Genomic DNA, 15,891 nt, shown 5'->3' on the forward strand with positions numbered 1-15,891 from the left:
AATGGATGTAAGTGCGATAAATCGCCTATTTGTATTCCCAGGTGCGCATGCACCGTGAAAAGACATTTACATCTCTGCGTTGCAATAATTGTAGCATGAACAAATCACTTCATCAAAGATAAACACATGCAAAGTGTCGTGACGAAAAAAAGGACGACTGCTAGGCAGCCGTCCTTCTGTCATCCGATTACTTCGCTTTCCCGTTTTCAACGAGAACGTCGATCGCTTTACGGAATTTGAGGTCACCTTTAAGTGTCTCGATTCCGCCTTGTGGCGCGAGCATCGTGCGGAGTTGATCCGGTGCGATGTTGTAAAGTTTAGACATTTCTTCGAGTTCTTTCTCAGCATCTTCGTCAGACACTTCGATCGCTTCTTTCTCAGCGATTGCTTTCAAGACGAGACGAGCTTTAACGCGCTCTTCAGCTTGCTCTTTCATCTCTTCGCGCATCGCTTCTTCAGTCGTTCCAGTAAGCTGGAAGTACATGTCGAGGTCGATTCCTTGTGAAGAAACACGTGTGCCGAACTCTTGAACCATGCGATCTACTTCTTGGTCAACGAGTACTGCAGGTACGTCGATTGTTGCGTTAGCTGTTGCTTGCTCGACGAGTTGGTCGCGCATTGTGCCTTCCGCTTCTTGTTTCTTCGCAGTTTCTAAACGCTCACGGATTTTCGCTTTCAACTCGTCGAGTGATGAAACTGACTCGTCGATGTCTTTTGCGAACTCGTCGTCGAGCTCAGGAACTTGCTTCGCTTTGACTTCGTGAAGTTTGACTTTGAATGTCGCTGGTTTACCCGCCAAGTTGTCAGCGTGGTACTCTTCAGGGAATGTTACTTCAACGTCTTTTTCTTCGCCAGCCGTCAAGCCGACCATTTGCTCTTCAAATCCAGGGATGAATTGGCCTGAACCGATTTCGAGCGTGTAGTTTTCAGCCGTGCCGCCTTCGAATTGCTCTCCGTCAGCGAAACCTGCGAAATCAAAGACAGCTGTATCGCCGTTTTCGATTGCGCCTTCTTTGACAGCAAGCTCTGCGCCTTGCTGTTGAAGCGCGTCAAGTTCAGCTGCAACTTCTTCGTCAGTGACTGTTGTTTCAACAGCTTCGTACTCGAGACCTTTGTATTCGCCAAGCTCAGCTTCTGGCTCAACGACGAACGTTACTTTGAACGTTACAGGTTTGCCTTTTTCGAGCGTGCCGTCTACATCGATGTTTTCGAGAGCGATTGGTTCGAAACCAGCTTCTTCGACCGCACCTTGAACTGTGTCACGGTAGAGGATATCGAGCGCATCTTGATAGAGCGCTTCTTCTCCGTACATTTTGTTGAACATTGGGCGTGGCAATTTCCCTTTACGGAAGCCAGGCACGTTCAAAGTTTTGACGACATCTTTGAATGCGGCGTCGACTGCTTTATCAAAAGCTTCTGCAGGTGCTTCGTACGTGAGTACGCCTTGGCTACCTGATGTTTTTTCCCATTTTGCTGTCATGCTAAGTCCCTCCAACAATTCGTTTATACGTACAAGAATGTACAACAATCCGTATTATAGCATAAATCCGGCGACTGCACACAAGGATTTAGTCTAGAAACGCCTCGGTGAAACGCATGTCCGCCTCGAGGATTTCCGCTGCTAGGCCGTCAGTTTCCTCGTGTTGCAAGATGGCCGTTTTCGCCTGTCCGAGTGCCACCTCCACGTCAGACGCTTCTCGCGGTGTGAACGGGTAGTGCGTGTACATGTAATTCATGAGCAGTTGTGTCGCAATCTCATCACCGTACACGACCCGCTGTAATTGATTGGTCATCGCTTCCCACGCTTGCGTATGCACGGTCGCCTCGTCTTGCGTCAATCGGTGCCGTATCCCGAGATCGGTCCATTCGATGACCGGCAACTCGTCGAACGCTTTTTGGAGCACGATCAACTTCATCAACTTTGGACGTTCCGCGACGAGGAGCTCTTTCAAGACGTTGTCGAGGACGTCGTCGATATTGAAATGGACGTGTTCAAGCGTCTCGATCTGTTCGCCGATTCCGCCTCGATGAAGGATTCGCTTCACTTTGGCGATCGCGGCCGGGAACTCGGTCAACTTCAACACTTGTAGTACTTGATGCGCTTGTGTGTTGACGTGATCGGTCTTCTCTTGCCATTCGAGATAGAGATTGATCCAATGGGCCGCCTCGAACGGTTGGTCACGCATGATGTAATACTGGGCGATTTGAAGCCCGCCGGCTGCAGGTTCTTCTGCGACCGTCATCTGAGTCGTGACGAGTTCTTCGAGTTTCTCAAGCGTCTCCGGTTCTTCCGGACGTTCCATCAGACATTGGAATAGTTCCATGAAAACAAAGGGATCACCGGGCACTGCCTCATACCAATCCCACAGAATCGGTTCGACCCGTTGCCGTTCTCCGGCCGTGTCCGCCTCTTGAATCATCTTCTGAAGCCGCGACCAGTTCCCAGGAAACGGGTACGCTTTCTCTTTTGCCATCTCTCCACACCCTTTCCATTCATCTCCATCTTCCGTTAGGAATCGATTCGTTGTCAATCAATACCCCGAAAAACGAAAAAAGAGACAACCTCCGTGGAGGCTATCTCTATTTTAAATGGAAGTGTCCCAAGAGGGATTCGAACCCCCGACCGACGCCTTAGCTTACCACCATGGCTTTCGCCACCAACGTGTGTTGTTTGTAGTCTGGACTATATCTTCACCATTTCAGGTGCGACACGTGTAGTCTCTACGGAACCTCACGATAATCACAAGCGAACAAAATGTTCTGCTTTTGATTATTCTTCGGTGTTTCTACCCTCAAAGCAATTGATTTATTGAATAGAGATGGGTCGAAATAGTAACAGGCATCTGTTTGAGGACAATAGACACAATAGATATCAATTTCTCGCTTATCTACGATGTTTGTCATTACTCCATTTGCCGTACTATAAGATGAGCTGAATCTTACTTCTAACACACCTTTTGAATTTAACGCTCTATACTTAACTTGTATCCGTTTGAAAACATTGTCTTTATAGGCAACTAAATCAAACGAGGCATGTTCCGTAAGAGGAGTTAAAATCATATAACCTTTCTCACATAAATCTGCTTGAGCCTTTAAAACGCCTAAATCTCCTTTGTTCTTCGTGTGATGATACATTAACATCACTCCCTCAGAAGAGATCGTAAGTTTCCTCGGTATTACCATCAGCATCATCTGTTAAGGCTTCACCGATATAGTGTCGTCCACTCCATAGGTTTCTGTTTCCCTATAAAGGCTCCTATTTGTCTTGAAGGGCGTTGCTCTATCCAGCTGAGCTATTGGGACATTGACAAGAAAACTATAATAGAAAAATGGTTTGCTGTCAATTCCTTCTTTTCATTCCGTCACAGCTTTCCGCTCACATCGAGATCCTCGACGGCCGAACCGTCTTCAGACCGATAAAAGCGGACCGTGGCCTGCCCGTTCTCGAGATCCATCAGTACATACGTCTTGTCACTCCGTCCGCGCGGCATCCGAATCGAGCCCGGGTTCACATAGAGCACCCCGTCCTCAATCAATGCTCCGGCGACGTGCGAGTGGCCGAACAAGACGACGTTCGCCCCGACCTCTTCGGCCCGATAACGCAACCGGTTCAAGTCGTATTTCACGTCGTGGTGATGGCCGTGGACGATGAGAATCGTGCCTTCAGCCGTCTCCTCGATTCGCTCGAGCGGCAAGTCGCCACCGAAGTCGCAATTGCCGCGCACGGTGTGATACGGGAGCAGGTGCTCGTCGACGAGCGCGAGTTGCGAGTCACCACAATGATACGCGTCGTCGATTTCTTGTTCGTGCCGATTAAAGATGATCGATAGTTCTTCTGTCAATCCGTGACTGTCACTGACTACGAGAAAACGCATACGGGTCACCCTTTCATGAACGGAATGATTTCTGCCTCTAACTTTCGTAGTGCTTGACCGCGGTGACTGACCGCCGCCTTTTCGTCGCGTTCAAGTTCTGCTGCCGTCTTATGGAGCGACGGGACGATGAAGAGCGGGTCATAACCGAAACCGTTCTCCCCGTGCGGCGCATACCCGATCGTCCCTTCGATCGTTCCGCGTACCGTCAACGTCTCCCCAGACGGTTTGGCCAAACAGAGGGCACAGATGAAGCGTGCCGTCCGGTCGGTCGCCCCGTTCAACTTTTCGAGCAAGAGGGCGTTGTTCGCCTCATCCGATTTTTCAGGTCCAGCGAAGCGGGCCGAATGGACACCCGGTGCCCCGTCGAGCGCGTCGACTTCGAGCCCCGAGTCGTCAGCGAGGACAGCATGGCCGAAGTAGCGGGCCGCCTCCGTCGCCTTCAGCTCGGCGTTCGCTTCGAACGTCGTGCCCGTCTCGTCCGTCTCAGGTGCGTCCGGATAGTCAAGCAACGATTCGACCTCGAAGCCGAGCGGCGTGAGCATCCCTTCGATTTCGACGACTTTTCCTTTATTGCGTGTTGCGACGATGAGTTTCATGTTGTCTCCTCCAATTGTTCCCCGACATACCACCACGAGGCGCCGAGCGCGTCTTCGGCCGCTTTGAATAGCGTCTCGATCCCGCTTTGAGCCATGTGGAGCATCTCGTTCATCTCGAGCAACGTGAACGTTGCTTCTTCCCCCGTCCCTTGTACTTCGACGAAGCGTCCGCTCGCCGTCATGACGACGTTCATGTCGACCTCGGCCGCGGCGTCTTCTTCGTAGTTCAAGTCAAGGAGCAATTCGTCGGTCCGTCCGACCGAGATGGCCGCGACGCCTTCTTTAATCGGCGTGTCGTCAAGCTTGCCTTGACGGATGAGCGCATCGACCGCGAGGACGAGGGCACAGAAGCCGCCCGTAATCGAGGCCGTGCGCGTACCACCGTCCGCTTGGATGACGTCACAGTCAATCCAAATCGTCCGTTCACCGAGCCGTTCCAAATCGACGACCGAGCGGAGCGAGCGGGAAATCAAACGCTGAATCTCCATCGTCCGGCCCGACTGCTTCCCTCGGACCGATTCACGGACCGTACGGTTGCCGGTCGCGCGTGGGAGCATGGCATACTCGGCGTTAATCCAACCTTGCTTCTTGCCGCGCAAGAAGTTCGGGACACGTTCTTCGACGGTCGCCGTACAGATGACTTTCGTGTCCCCGATCGAGATGAGGACCGATCCTTCCGCATGCTTGTTCACATGGGGAACGATTTCGACGGGCCGGAGCTCGTCATGGTTTCGTTCGTTACGCATCGACACCGGACACCTCTACTTTCTCCGCTCTCACGGGCTGACCGAGCCACTCTGTCGCGAGTCGGTCAAAGATGACGACGTCCCCCGTCGCATAAAACTGATGCGCCGGGACCGTGTCGAGGTCGTTCTCAAGCTCTTTGAAATCAAGGATGGCCGCCACTTCGAGCGCCGTCTCGTCACCAGATGAAATCAAATGGACGTCCGGTCCGACGACGTCTTGAATGACCGGAGCGAGCAGCGGATAATGCGTGCACCCGAGGATGAGCGTATCCATCTCGGAAGACTGGAGCGGGCGAATCGTCTCGGCGACGATGGCGCGGACACGTTCCCCGTCAAGTTCACCGGCTTCGACGAGCGGTACGAACGGCGGACAGGCGAGCGAATACACATCGATCTCGCCGGCCACGTGCCGGAGTGCCGTCTCGTACGAGTTGCTCTCAATCGTCATCTTCGTGCCGATGACGCCGATATGTTTATTGCGCGTCCCTTTGACGGCCGCGCGGGCACCCGGATCGATGACACCGATGACCGGGATGTTGAGGCGTTTGCGCGCCTCTTTCAAGACGACCGCTGTCGCCGTGTTGCAGGCGATGACGATCATCTTCACGTTCTTGCTTAACAGGAACTCAATCAGTTCCCACGTATAGGCTTCAATCTCATCGTGCGGGCGCGGGCCATACGGGCACCGTTCCGTGTCGCCGATGTAGATTATTTCTTCTTTCGGTAGTTGGCGCATCAGTTCTTTGACCACCGTCAAGCCGCCAACTCCTGAATCGAGTACTCCAATCGCTCGTTTCATAATCATCACTTCCATTCCCATCTATCTTACCAAAAAAGCCGATTCTGAAAAAGAAACGGTCTCGTGACAAACAAAAAAGACGAGGTAGCCGATTGGCCGCCTCGTCCGTCGCTCAATTACTGAGCAAGACCTTCGCTTGTGAGCATGTCAGAAAGCGTGTTAACCGCTTCTTCTGCATCGTCACCAGCTGCAGTGATTTTGATTGTAGAATCTTTTGCGATTCCGAGTGAAAGAACACCCATGATCGACTTGAGGTTTACTGTTTTACCGTTGTACTCAAGGTTGATATCTGATTGGAACTTAGAAGCTGTGTTAACCAACTGTGTAGCTGGACGAGCGTGAATTCCTGAATCTGCAACGACTGTGAACGTTTTTTCCATGACGTGATAGTCTCCCTTCAAATTTCAATTCTACAGGTGAACCTGCAGAATAATTGTTTGTGAACTCATTATCAAATGATAGCGGATTCGCAAAAATTCTGCAAGCGATTTTTATATTCTGGAGTCCATTCGGTCGGACGACCGGATTTCGACAAGTGCACGAGGCTCGTGCGCCCCGCGAACATGAGCTGTTCTCCATCATATGCCCCGTAATGAATATCACATGAAGTGTTTCCGACCGTCAAGACATTGGCATACACCTTGATCGATTGGCGCGGCATCACCTGGCGGACATAGTCGCATTGGGCGTCCGCCACGACGACGAACCCATCTTTCAACGAGAACCCTGTCGCTTCAAGCAACTCGATCCGTGCATCCTCGAAATAGATGAACGGGATCGTGTTATTCATATGGCCGTACGGGTCGCACTCCGAAAATCGGACTTTGACGTCTAGCGCGACCCCTGCTCTGACACGTGTTTCCCAATCGGCTTCCCGGAAGTACTTCGTCATCCGTAACCCTTACGCCTCGACCGCAGAACCGGTGCGGCCTTTGTCGCTACCGAAGAACGATTTGAACGAGTGAAGCGTCGTCTGACGGTTCATCGCAGCGATTGACGTCGTGAGCGGAATGCCTTTCGGACAAACTTCGACACAGTTTTGTGCGTTTCCGCATTGTGCGAGGCCGCCGTCTTCCATGAGCGCTTCCAAACGGTCTTCCGCGTGGAAGGCGCCAGTTGGATGCGAGTTGAAGAGACGGACTTGCGAGATGGCGGCTGGTCCGATGAAGTTCGATTTGTCGTTGACGTTCGGGCATGCCTCGAGGCAGACACCGCACGTCATACATTTCGATAGTTCATACGCCCATTGACGCTTGTTCTCTGGCATCCGTGGTCCTGGTCCGAGATCGTACGTCCCGTCAATCGGAACCCAAGCCTTCACTTTTTTCAACGCGTCGAACATGCGCTGACGGTCGACTTGAAGGTCACGGACGACCGGGAACGTCTTCATCGGAGCAAGACGAATCGGTTGCTCGAGCTTATCGACGAGTGCCGTACACGATTGGCGCGGCTTGCCGTTGATGATCATCGAACAAGCGCCACACACTTCCTCGAGACAGTTCATGTCCCAGTTGATTGGTGTCGTCTTGTCCCCGTTCGCGTTGACCGGGTTCCGGCGGATTTCCATCAGTGCCGAGATGACGTTCATATTCGGACGGTACGGGACGGTAAACTCTTCCGTATAGGTCGGTTGATCCGGCCCGTCCTGGCGTTCAATGATAAAACGAATGTCTTTTTGATCTGCTTGCATCGGCGTCGTCATTTCGTCTTCGCCCCTTTCTTCGAGTAATCCCGTTTACGTGGCGGGATTAACGAAACGTCGATCTCTTCAAACGAGATATCGACTTCCCCATTGTCGTAACGTGCCATCGTCGTCTTCATGAAGCGCTCGTCATCACGTTCCGGGAAGTCCGGCTTGTAATGAGCCCCACGGCTCTCATCGCGTTTCAAGGCGCCAAGTGTGATGACGCGTGCGAGGTCGAGCATGTGGTCGAGCTGTCGGATGAACGATGCCCCTTGGTTGCTCCAGCGGGCCGTATCGGTCGCGGAGATGTTGTTATAGCGTTCACGAAGTTCACGGAGTTTGAGATCCGTCGCTTCGAGCTTATCGTTGTAACGAACGACCGTGACGTTGTCGGTCATGAGTTCGCCGAGCTCACGGTGGATTTGATACGCGTTTTCCGTACCTTCCATCGCGAGGATGTCGTTGAACCGCTCGATTTCTTCACGTTCGTTGAAGTTGAAGAGTGCTTCTGGCACGCTCTCTGTCGCTTGGTCGAGACCACGCATGTAATGAACGGCCGCAGGACCGGCTTCCATCCCACCGTATACAGCCGAGAGGAGCGAGTTGGCACCGAGACGGTTGGCACCGTGCATCGAGTAATCGCACTCACCGGCAGCGAATAGCCCTGGGATGTTCGTCATCTGGTCGTAATCGACCCAGAGTCCGCCCATCGAATAGTGAACGGCCGGGAAAATCTTCATCGGGACTTTCCGTGGGTCGTCGCCGACGAACTTCTCGTAAATCTCAAGGATGCCGCCGAGTTTGATGTCGAGTTCTTTCGAGTCTTTATGCGACAAGTCGAGGTACACCATGTTCTCACCGTTGACGCCGAGCTTCTGGTTGACGCAGACGTCGAAAATCTCACGCGTCGCGATATCACGCGGCACGAGGTTTCCGTAGGCCGGATACTTCTCTTCAAGGAAGTACCATGGCTTGCCGTCTTTATACGTCCATACACGTCCGCCTTCACCACGTGCTGACTCACTCATGAGACGAAGCTTGTCGTCCCCTGGGATCGCCGTCGGGTGGATTTGGATGAACTCGCCGTTCGCGTAGACCGCGCCTTGACGGTAAACCGCTCCAGCCGCTTGTCCGGTGTTGATGACCGAGTTCGTCGATTTACCGAAGATGACGCCTGGGCCGCCTGTCGCAAGGATGACCGCATCCGATGGGAACGCTTTAATTTCCATCGAGCGTAAATCCTGACAGACCGCACCACGGCAGACGCCTGATTCATCGATGATGGCCCGGAGGAACTCCCAGCCTTCATATTTCTCGACGAGTCCTTGCGCCTCATAGCGACGGACCTGCTCGTCTAGTGCGTAAAGAAGCTGTTGCCCTGTCGTCGCACCGGCGTAAGCCGTGCGGTGATGGAGCGTGCCGCCGAAACGTCGGAAGTCGAGAAGACCTTCTGGCGTCCGGTTGAACATGACACCCATCCGGTCGAACATATGGATGATTTTCGGTGCCGCTTCCGCCATCTTTTGGACTGGCGGTTGATTGGCGAGGAAGTCGCCCCCATAGACCGTATCATCGAAGTGTTGCCAAGGAGAATCCCCTTCCCCTTTCGTGTTGACGGCACCGTTGATGCCGCCTTGTGCACAAACTGAATGTGAACGCTTGACCGGTACAAGCGAGAATAGTTTTACCGGAACACCCATCTCAGCCGACTTGATTGTCGCCATGAGTCCAGCTAGACCGCCACCGATGACGATCAAACTTTGATTTGCCATGTACTTTTCCCCCTATTACAAGATGCCAGCGAACGTCAAGATTGAACGGATGCCGACAAAAGATAGTGCCAAGAAGACCGCGCCTGAGACGTAGCTCATGAAGCGCTGTGAACGAGGCGACTGTGTGATCCCCCACGTGATGGCAAACGACCAGAGACCGTTCGCGAAGTGGAACGTAGCCGAGAGGATCCCGACTATGTAGAAGATAAGCATGAGCGGATTGTCGACGATGTTTTGCATCATCTCCGCATTCACTTCAACGCCACGCAACTTCGCCAAGCGCGTTTCCCAAACGTGCCATGCGATGAAGATGACGAGGAAGACGCCCGTGAAGCGTTGGAGCATGTACATCCAGTTACGGGCGTATGAGTAACGGTTCGTGTTAATCGAACCGAGGAACGCATAATACACGCCATACACGCCGTGGAAAATCATCGGCAAAGCGATGATGGTGACTTCAAGGAAGTACAAGTACGGTAAGCTCTCCATGAATTTTGCTGCCTTGTTAAACGACTCCACCCCATCGACGATATAGTAGTTGACCGACAAGTGGACGATCAAAAACAGGCCGATTGGGATGACCCCAAGTAGCGAATGGACTTTACGACTGAAATAGTCACGCTGCGAAGCCATTCTAGTTCCCCCTTTGTACGAGCCCTTGGCTCGTTTTGTAAATAAAAGCGTTTTCAAATGTAAATATAGCTTTCTGTCTCCTATTCTACTCTTGTGAATTTTGTATGACAAGACAACCTGACCGATTTGTGACACATTCTTTTGCAAAATACCCGGTGACCAAAAGCCGATTCGTCGTTATAATGGTATAGAGAGATTGGAGTGATGGAAGAAGATGGAAACGATGAGCCAACCCACTTTCGCGATCGAACTGTTGCGCGATTATGTGTTGACGGATTTGCTTGGGGACGATTACGCCCAAGTCATCTATTGGTCGGGTAAACGGGTCGCACGCAAGTTCCCGGTCATGCCCAATGAGGAACTGAGCGCCTTCTTTAGTGAGGCCGGCTGGGGAGATTTGACGCTGTTGAAAGAAAAAGGAAATAAATTCTTGTTCGAGCTCACGCCCCCACCCGCGACCCAAGAAAAGGCGACGGGCTACTTCCAGCTCGAGGCTGGCTTTTTAGCCGAACAGATTGCGGGTCGTTTCCAATGCGTCGCCGAAGGATATGCCGACGTGACGCGCAAGGCCGTCCACATCACCGTCCAACTAGACCGAAAAGATACGTATGAATGACGAAGAGCCGATGCGATTTTTACACCGCATCGGCTCTTTCTTTTTGAGTTAATCCTCTAACTCATCCATCTCTTCATACGGAAAGAGACGCTCATTGGCAAAGATATAAAAGTCGATGAGTTCCGACCTTGAGAACGTACTGTCTTCTCCCGCATACGCCGCTGCCGCTTTTTGAATGACATGCAGGAGATCAGTCGGAATCGATTGTCGCTTCGCCCACTCGAGCACTTCTCGTTTGGCGAGCACACGTCCATCCGTCTCGTAGGCCATCACCCGCACGAGGTTCAATACGCTGTACACGGGATGGTTATCAAGCGAGCTCAGGCAATCCAATGCGTCGTCCTTGATTGCTTCTCGGTAATGTCCATCCTCAAACCCGAGCAACAACTCATGCAGCGGAGCCCCGAACAAGACACAGCCTCGCTCCATGATGACTTTGAGGTGGGCGGCCAAATCCGGATCCGTCATACCTTGTTGCTCATGGAGCAGTTCATCAATTGACATTTCTTCTAATCGCATGCGCCATTGCTCACTATAATGAAACTCGAACGGACTCGGATGGACCCATTCTTGTAACGCTCGTTCCGTCATCACGGTCAACTCGAGCGGATACGGCTGCGTCGATGTCGCCAGGCACAGTCGCATCAAACCGAGCCGCTCCTCGTCCGACAGGTCTCGGTCGCTCACGAACAGTAAATCGACGTCACTCTGTCTCGGATGAAAGCCTCCCATCGTCACAGACCCGTGCACGTACGCATGTTGAATCGCGTCGGTCACGTCCGCAAGGTCACGCACGAACTGTTCAATAAAAGGGGATGTCTCGTCTGGAAAATCGGCTAACGCGTCTCGGTTCATTCATCGGTCTCCTCATGGACGTATTGGATTACGGTCTCGGCCAACTTCTCCGGCAGACCCGCTTCTTTCAACTGTTCGAGCGAGGCGAGACGGATCTGCTTCATCGACCCGAAATGACGGATCAACTGCTGACGTCGCTTCGGTCCGACGCCCGGTATATCGTCGAGCACCGACTTCGTCATCTTCTTCGTCCGCAGGCTGCGGTGGAACGTGATGGCGAAGCGGTGGACCTCGTCTTGCATACGTTGGAGCAAATAGAACGCGCTCGAACGTGAGTTCAATTCGACGACCCCGCCGCCTTCCCCGAACAAGAGCTGGCTCGTCCGGTGACGGTCATCTTTTTTCAACGAGCCGACGGGCAAGTCGAGCCCGAACTCGTTTTGCAGGACGTCAAGGGCGGCGTTCAATTGCCCGATGCCTCCGTCAATCAACAGCAGGTCCGGCAGACGTTTCTCTTCCGTCAACAGACGGCGGAACCGACGGCGCACGACCTCTCGCATCGTCTCATAGTCGTCCGGTCCTTGGACGGTACGAATCTTGTATTTCCGGTATTCCTTCTTGAGCGGCTTGCCATCCTCGAAGACGACGAGCGCCGAGACGGCGTCCGCCCCTTGGATGTTGGCGTTGTCGATGATGTCGACGCGCGACAAGTTCGGGATGCCGATCGCCTCACCGAGTTCACGCATGGCGAGGAGTGTCCGCTCTTCGTCGCGGGCGAGCAATTCGAACTTTTCGTTCAAGGCGATGCCTGCATTTTTCGTCGCCAAGTCGAGCAACTGCCGTTTCGCGCCCCGTTTCGGCTGCATCACTTTCGTGCCGATCGCCTCGTTCAATAAATCGATGCGGACGATTTCGGGGACGAGCACTTCCTTCGGCAATACGTTCTGCTCGTAGAACTGGACGATGAAACTCTCGAGCTCCTCGGACGGTTCTCCGTGGAGTGGGAACAACGACACGTCGCGTTCGATCATCTTGCCGCCCCGCATATAGAACACTTGGACGCACATCCAGCCGCGGTCGAGTGTGTAGCCAAAGACGTCGCGCGCAGTCGGGTCGGCCGTGATCATGTTCTGTTTGTTCATAATCGATTCGACGGCCCGGATTTGGTCACGGAGCTCGGCGGCGCGTTCGAACTGCATGTCTTCGGCAGCCAGTCCCATATCGACTTGGAGTTTAGCGAGCGTCTCGCTCGTCTCCCCGTTCAGGAAGCGTCGAATCTCTTGGACGATCTCTTTTTGCTCGTCCGTGTCGATGGCGAGCTCACACGGTCCGAGACACTGGCCGATGTGGTAATACAGACAGAGCTTGCGCGGCATCGGTTGGCATTTCCGGAGCGGATACAGCTTGTCGAGCAGCCGCTTCGTCTCGTTGGCGGCATAGGCGTTCGGATACGGGCCAAAATAGAAGCCGCCGTCCCGCTTCAGCTTCCGCGTCGTGAGCAACCGCGGATACGGCTCGTTCGTGATTTTGATATACGGGTACGACTTGTCATCCTTCAAGCGAATGTTATATTTCGGGTCGTGCTTTTTGATGAGCGTCATCTCGAGCAAGAGTGCCTCGAGCTCGCTCGCCGTGACGATATATTCGAAGTCGCGAATCTCGGCCACGAGGCGCATCGTCTTGATGTCGTGCGCCCCGGTGAAATACGACCGAACCCGGTTCTTCAGATTTTTCGCTTTCCCGACGTAAATGATCTCGCCGTACTCGTTCTTATGCAAGTAACAGCCGGGCTCGTCCGGGAGGAGCGCCAATTTATGTTTAATGTGGTCAGAATGACTCAAATTCAATCACCTCAGTTTAGGTTCCTTCCAGACGGGAAAAAAATTGATGAAGTCTCAGAGGGAGGGTTTTGGAATGAAACGGTACGATGTCATCATCATCGGCAGCGGCTCGGCAGCGAGCCAAGCCGCCAGCGTGTTACGTGACGCCGGTAAACAAATTGCGATTGTCGAGAATTGGACGTTCGGCGGGACGTGCCCGCAGCGCGGGTGTGACCCGAAAAAAATGCTCGCGGAAGGAGCCGAGCTGATTGCCCGGGCCGAACGAATGAAACCGCTCGGTGTGACCGGCGAACTCAAGCTCGACTGGCACGCCTTCAAACATCGTGTCGACGAGTACCGCTTTGCCGTCCCGACGACGAAGATGCATCATTGGCAAGAACACGGCATCGATTTGTTCGAAGGCGAACCACATTTCATCGACGAAGACTCGATTGTCATCGAAGGACATGAAATCTCGGCGCATCAATTCTTGATCGCATCGGGGCAAATCCCGCGTCCACTCGACATCCCCGGCGGAGACGCTGCCATCACGAGCAACGACGTCTTCGACCTTGAGGTGTTACCGCAACACGTCATCATCGTCGGAGCCGGTTATATCGCCTTCGAGTTCGCCCATATTCTGCGCCGGTTCGGATGTGACGTGACGCTCCTCGTCCGGTCGCGGGCGTTGAAGCCGTTCGACCGTAAAGTCGTCAAACGGCTTGTCGATGAGACGATTCAAATCGGGATCGATGTCCGCTATGGAATCGAACCGGTCGACATCAATGGCGACGTCGTGGCGCTATCAGATGACTCTACCCTTGTAGGACTCGTGCTTAACGCCACCGGGCGGATTCCGAGCATCGAGCGACTTCGGTTGGATGCGGCCGGCATCGAGTCCGACCACGGCGGCGTCTTGGTCAACGAGTTTCTCCAGACGACGAATCCGAACGTCTATGCGGCCGGAGACGTCGCCAAGAGCCGCAACCCGGCCCTCACCCCGTTCGCCGGACAGGAAGGCCGCATCGCCGCGCTCAACCTGCTCTGCAACAACACGCGTCCGCTCCCCGAGCGTCCCGCCCCGACGGTCGTCTTCACGACACCACCGATTGCCAAGGTCGGGCTGACGGTCGACGAGGCCAAGGCGCAAGGCATCGACTATGAATGTAAAGACAACGACTTGTCCCATTTCCTCACGTATGAGCGGATCAACGACACGACGGCGTTCTCCCGCATCTTGTTAAGCAAGGACGGTCATGTGCTCGGCGCCCACTTGATTGGGCAACACGCACCGGAACTGATCAACTTGTTCTCATTCATTATACAAAACAATATGACCCATCAACACGTCAAACACTTGGAGTTCGCGTATCCGACGTCCGCGTCCGATATTTCGTACCTCATCTAAAAAAGGCTCTTCCATCGTGCGATGGAAGAGCCTTTCGTCATTCGATTCCTTTATCCTTATCTTCTTGCAAGGCGTCCTGGAGCGATTTGTCCCAGAGCTTGACCCCTTGGGCGTGAGCTGCCCGAGCAATCAAGTGTCCGCCGACCGGAGCCGTCAACAAGACGAAGAACAAGCCGAGCAGGAGTCGTGCGTCAAAGATACGCTGGTCGACCCAGACGTGCAGGAGCGCCGCGAACAAGACGAACATGACGCCGAGCGTCGCGCTCTTCGAGGCCGCATGGGCCCGCGAGTAGATGTCCGGCAGCCGGATGAGACCGATGGCCGCGACGACGGTGAAGAATACCCCGATGATTGTGAAGACACCGGTCAAAATGTCATAAATCATTGTTGCGGTCATGTTGGATGATCTCTCCCTTCTCGAGGAATTTCGAGAACGCCACCGTTCCGATAAAGGCTAAAATCCCGAGCAAGAGGATGACTTCGAAAAACATCGTCGTGTCGAGCAGAATCGACAACAGCGAGACGACGGAAATCAAGCCGATTCCGATCGAGTCGAGCGCAATGACACGGTCAGCCGTCGTCGGTCCTTTGACGACCCGATACAGCATGCCGAGCATGGCGAGCACGAGGATGGCGAGCGCCACGTAAATAATAATATCTAACATTAGCTGGTCGCCTCCTTAATCTTCGTCTCAAAGTTATCGTGAATGCCTTGCTTGAGCGACTCTTTATCCGGCATATGGAGCGCATGGATATATAGCGTCTTATTGTCGTCCGACACTTGGACGACGAGCGTCCCTGGTGTCAGGGTGATGAGCATCGACAGCCAACTGACCTTCCAACCGGCATCGAGCTCGGTATGGTACCGGAAGATGCCTGGTTGGATTTTCAGTTTCGGGCTGAGGACGAGCCGGAGCACCTCGACGTTGGCGAGGACAAGCTCCCGACAGAAAATCAAGAACAGTTTAAGCAGTTTCAAGACGCGGATGAAATAGAAATCCGTATTCTTGAAGAAGCGGCGCATCATGAAGATGACGAGTAATCCGAGCAAATAGCCGATAAGAAATCCGCTCGTCGTGAACGTACCCGTGAAGAACATCCAAATGAACGCCAGGAAAAAGTTGATGAGTAGTTGGTAAGCCATCTC

General features: G+C 53.4%; 19 protein-coding genes. 2 read left to right on the top strand and 17 right to left on the bottom strand.

Going from position 1 to position 15,891, the window contains the following annotated elements; translation table 11 throughout:
• Positions 1-187: 187 nt before the first annotated feature.
• The 12 genes from tig to ACZ2GZ_RS11025 all read right to left on the bottom strand — a co-directional run bounded on the left by tig (position 188) and on the right by ACZ2GZ_RS11025 (position 10,105).
• Complete coding sequence (tig, locus tag ACZ2GZ_RS10970) at positions 188-1,480, bottom strand: trigger factor (RefSeq protein WP_021066844.1); 1,293 nt, start codon at positions 1,478-1,480, stop codon at positions 188-190.
• 88 nt (positions 1,481-1,568) lie between these two features.
• On the bottom strand, positions 1,569-2,474 hold the full coding sequence (locus ACZ2GZ_RS10975; RefSeq protein ID WP_214713960.1) for a hypothetical protein: 906 nt from the start codon (positions 2,472-2,474) through the stop codon (positions 1,569-1,571).
• A 247-nt stretch (positions 2,475-2,721) separates the two neighbouring features.
• Entirely contained in the window at positions 2,722-3,135 is a 414-nt protein-coding gene (locus ACZ2GZ_RS10980) for a group I intron-associated PD-(D/E)XK endonuclease (RefSeq protein WP_058763192.1), read from the bottom strand.
• Positions 3,136-3,362: 227 nt separating this feature from the next.
• Complete coding sequence (locus tag ACZ2GZ_RS10985) at positions 3,363-3,875, bottom strand: metallophosphoesterase family protein (protein WP_021066842.1); 513 nt, start codon at positions 3,873-3,875, stop codon at positions 3,363-3,365.
• Positions 3,876-3,880: 5 nt separating this feature from the next.
• Positions 3,881-4,471, bottom strand: a complete 591-nt coding sequence (locus ACZ2GZ_RS10990) for an XTP/dITP diphosphatase (protein ID WP_029595857.1) — start codon at positions 4,469-4,471, stop codon at positions 3,881-3,883.
• Complete coding sequence (gene rph / locus ACZ2GZ_RS10995; protein WP_214713962.1) at positions 4,468-5,217, bottom strand: ribonuclease PH; 750 nt, start codon at positions 5,215-5,217, stop codon at positions 4,468-4,470. The genes ACZ2GZ_RS10990 and rph overlap by 4 nt, the downstream gene beginning before the upstream one ends.
• Positions 5,210-6,016, bottom strand: a complete 807-nt coding sequence (racE, locus tag ACZ2GZ_RS11000; RefSeq protein WP_031200117.1) for a glutamate racemase — start codon at positions 6,014-6,016, stop codon at positions 5,210-5,212. Before racE ends, rph begins: the two co-directional genes overlap by 8 nt.
• A gap of 116 nt (positions 6,017-6,132) precedes the next feature.
• Positions 6,133-6,396 carry a phosphocarrier protein HPr gene (locus tag ACZ2GZ_RS11005; protein ID WP_021066838.1) on the bottom strand — a complete coding sequence of 88 codons (264 nt, stop codon included), beginning with the start codon at positions 6,394-6,396 and terminating at the stop codon, positions 6,133-6,135.
• A gap of 71 nt (positions 6,397-6,467) precedes the next feature.
• The gene (locus ACZ2GZ_RS11010) at positions 6,468-6,908 is read right to left on the bottom strand and encodes an acyl-CoA thioesterase (protein ID WP_029595860.1); all 441 of its coding nucleotides are present in this window, start codon (positions 6,906-6,908) and stop codon (positions 6,468-6,470) included.
• Between the two features lie 9 nt (positions 6,909-6,917).
• Positions 6,918-7,718: a succinate dehydrogenase iron-sulfur subunit gene (gene sdhB, locus ACZ2GZ_RS11015; protein ID WP_021066836.1), complete on the bottom strand. Its 801-nt coding sequence runs from the start codon at positions 7,716-7,718 to the stop codon at positions 6,918-6,920.
• Complete coding sequence (sdhA, locus tag ACZ2GZ_RS11020; protein ID WP_029595861.1) at positions 7,715-9,472, bottom strand: succinate dehydrogenase flavoprotein subunit; 1,758 nt, start codon at positions 9,470-9,472, stop codon at positions 7,715-7,717. Before sdhA ends, sdhB begins: the two co-directional genes overlap by 4 nt.
• Positions 9,473-9,487: 15 nt before the next feature.
• Positions 9,488-10,105: a succinate dehydrogenase cytochrome b558 subunit gene (locus tag ACZ2GZ_RS11025; protein WP_021066834.1), complete on the bottom strand. Its 618-nt coding sequence runs from the start codon at positions 10,103-10,105 to the stop codon at positions 9,488-9,490.
• A 223-nt stretch (positions 10,106-10,328) separates the two neighbouring features.
• Here ACZ2GZ_RS11025 and ACZ2GZ_RS11030 point away from each other — a divergent pair, with 223 nt between their 5' ends.
• A complete protein-coding gene (locus ACZ2GZ_RS11030; RefSeq protein ID WP_235045180.1) occupies positions 10,329-10,721 on the top strand; it encodes a YslB family protein in 393 nt (130 codons plus the stop codon).
• Between the two features lie 48 nt (positions 10,722-10,769).
• Here ACZ2GZ_RS11030 and ACZ2GZ_RS11035 read toward each other — a convergent pair whose 3' ends face one another.
• Together ACZ2GZ_RS11035 and uvrC are read right to left on the bottom strand one after the other, a co-directional pair.
• Positions 10,770-11,576: an aminoglycoside adenylyltransferase domain-containing protein gene (locus ACZ2GZ_RS11035; protein ID WP_470295263.1), complete on the bottom strand. Its 807-nt coding sequence runs from the start codon at positions 11,574-11,576 to the stop codon at positions 10,770-10,772.
• On the bottom strand, positions 11,573-13,357 hold the full coding sequence (gene uvrC / locus ACZ2GZ_RS11040; protein WP_214802998.1) for an excinuclease ABC subunit UvrC: 1,785 nt from the start codon (positions 13,355-13,357) through the stop codon (positions 11,573-11,575). The genes ACZ2GZ_RS11035 and uvrC overlap by 4 nt, the downstream gene beginning before the upstream one ends.
• A 73-nt stretch (positions 13,358-13,430) precedes the next feature.
• Between uvrC and ACZ2GZ_RS11045 the strand changes: the two genes are divergently transcribed.
• Complete coding sequence (locus tag ACZ2GZ_RS11045; RefSeq protein WP_408584243.1) at positions 13,431-14,744, top strand: dihydrolipoyl dehydrogenase family protein; 1,314 nt, start codon at positions 13,431-13,433, stop codon at positions 14,742-14,744.
• 37 nt (positions 14,745-14,781) lie between these two features.
• Here ACZ2GZ_RS11045 and mnhG read toward each other — a convergent pair whose 3' ends face one another.
• The 3 genes from mnhG to ACZ2GZ_RS11060 are packed head-to-tail and all read right to left on the bottom strand — an operon-like array spanning position 14,782 to position 15,888.
• On the bottom strand, positions 14,782-15,141 hold the full coding sequence (gene mnhG / locus ACZ2GZ_RS11050) for a monovalent cation/H(+) antiporter subunit G (RefSeq protein ID WP_031200113.1): 360 nt from the start codon (positions 15,139-15,141) through the stop codon (positions 14,782-14,784).
• A complete protein-coding gene (locus ACZ2GZ_RS11055; protein WP_021066828.1) occupies positions 15,119-15,409 on the bottom strand; it encodes a Na(+)/H(+) antiporter subunit F1 in 291 nt (96 codons plus the stop codon). Before ACZ2GZ_RS11055 ends, mnhG begins: the two co-directional genes overlap by 23 nt.
• On the bottom strand, positions 15,409-15,888 hold the full coding sequence (locus ACZ2GZ_RS11060; protein WP_058763184.1) for a Na+/H+ antiporter subunit E: 480 nt from the start codon (positions 15,886-15,888) through the stop codon (positions 15,409-15,411). The genes ACZ2GZ_RS11055 and ACZ2GZ_RS11060 overlap by 1 nt, the downstream gene beginning before the upstream one ends.
• Positions 15,889-15,891 lie beyond the last annotated feature (3 nt).

It is taken from the genome of Exiguobacterium sp. KKT215 (assembly GCF_055635335.1).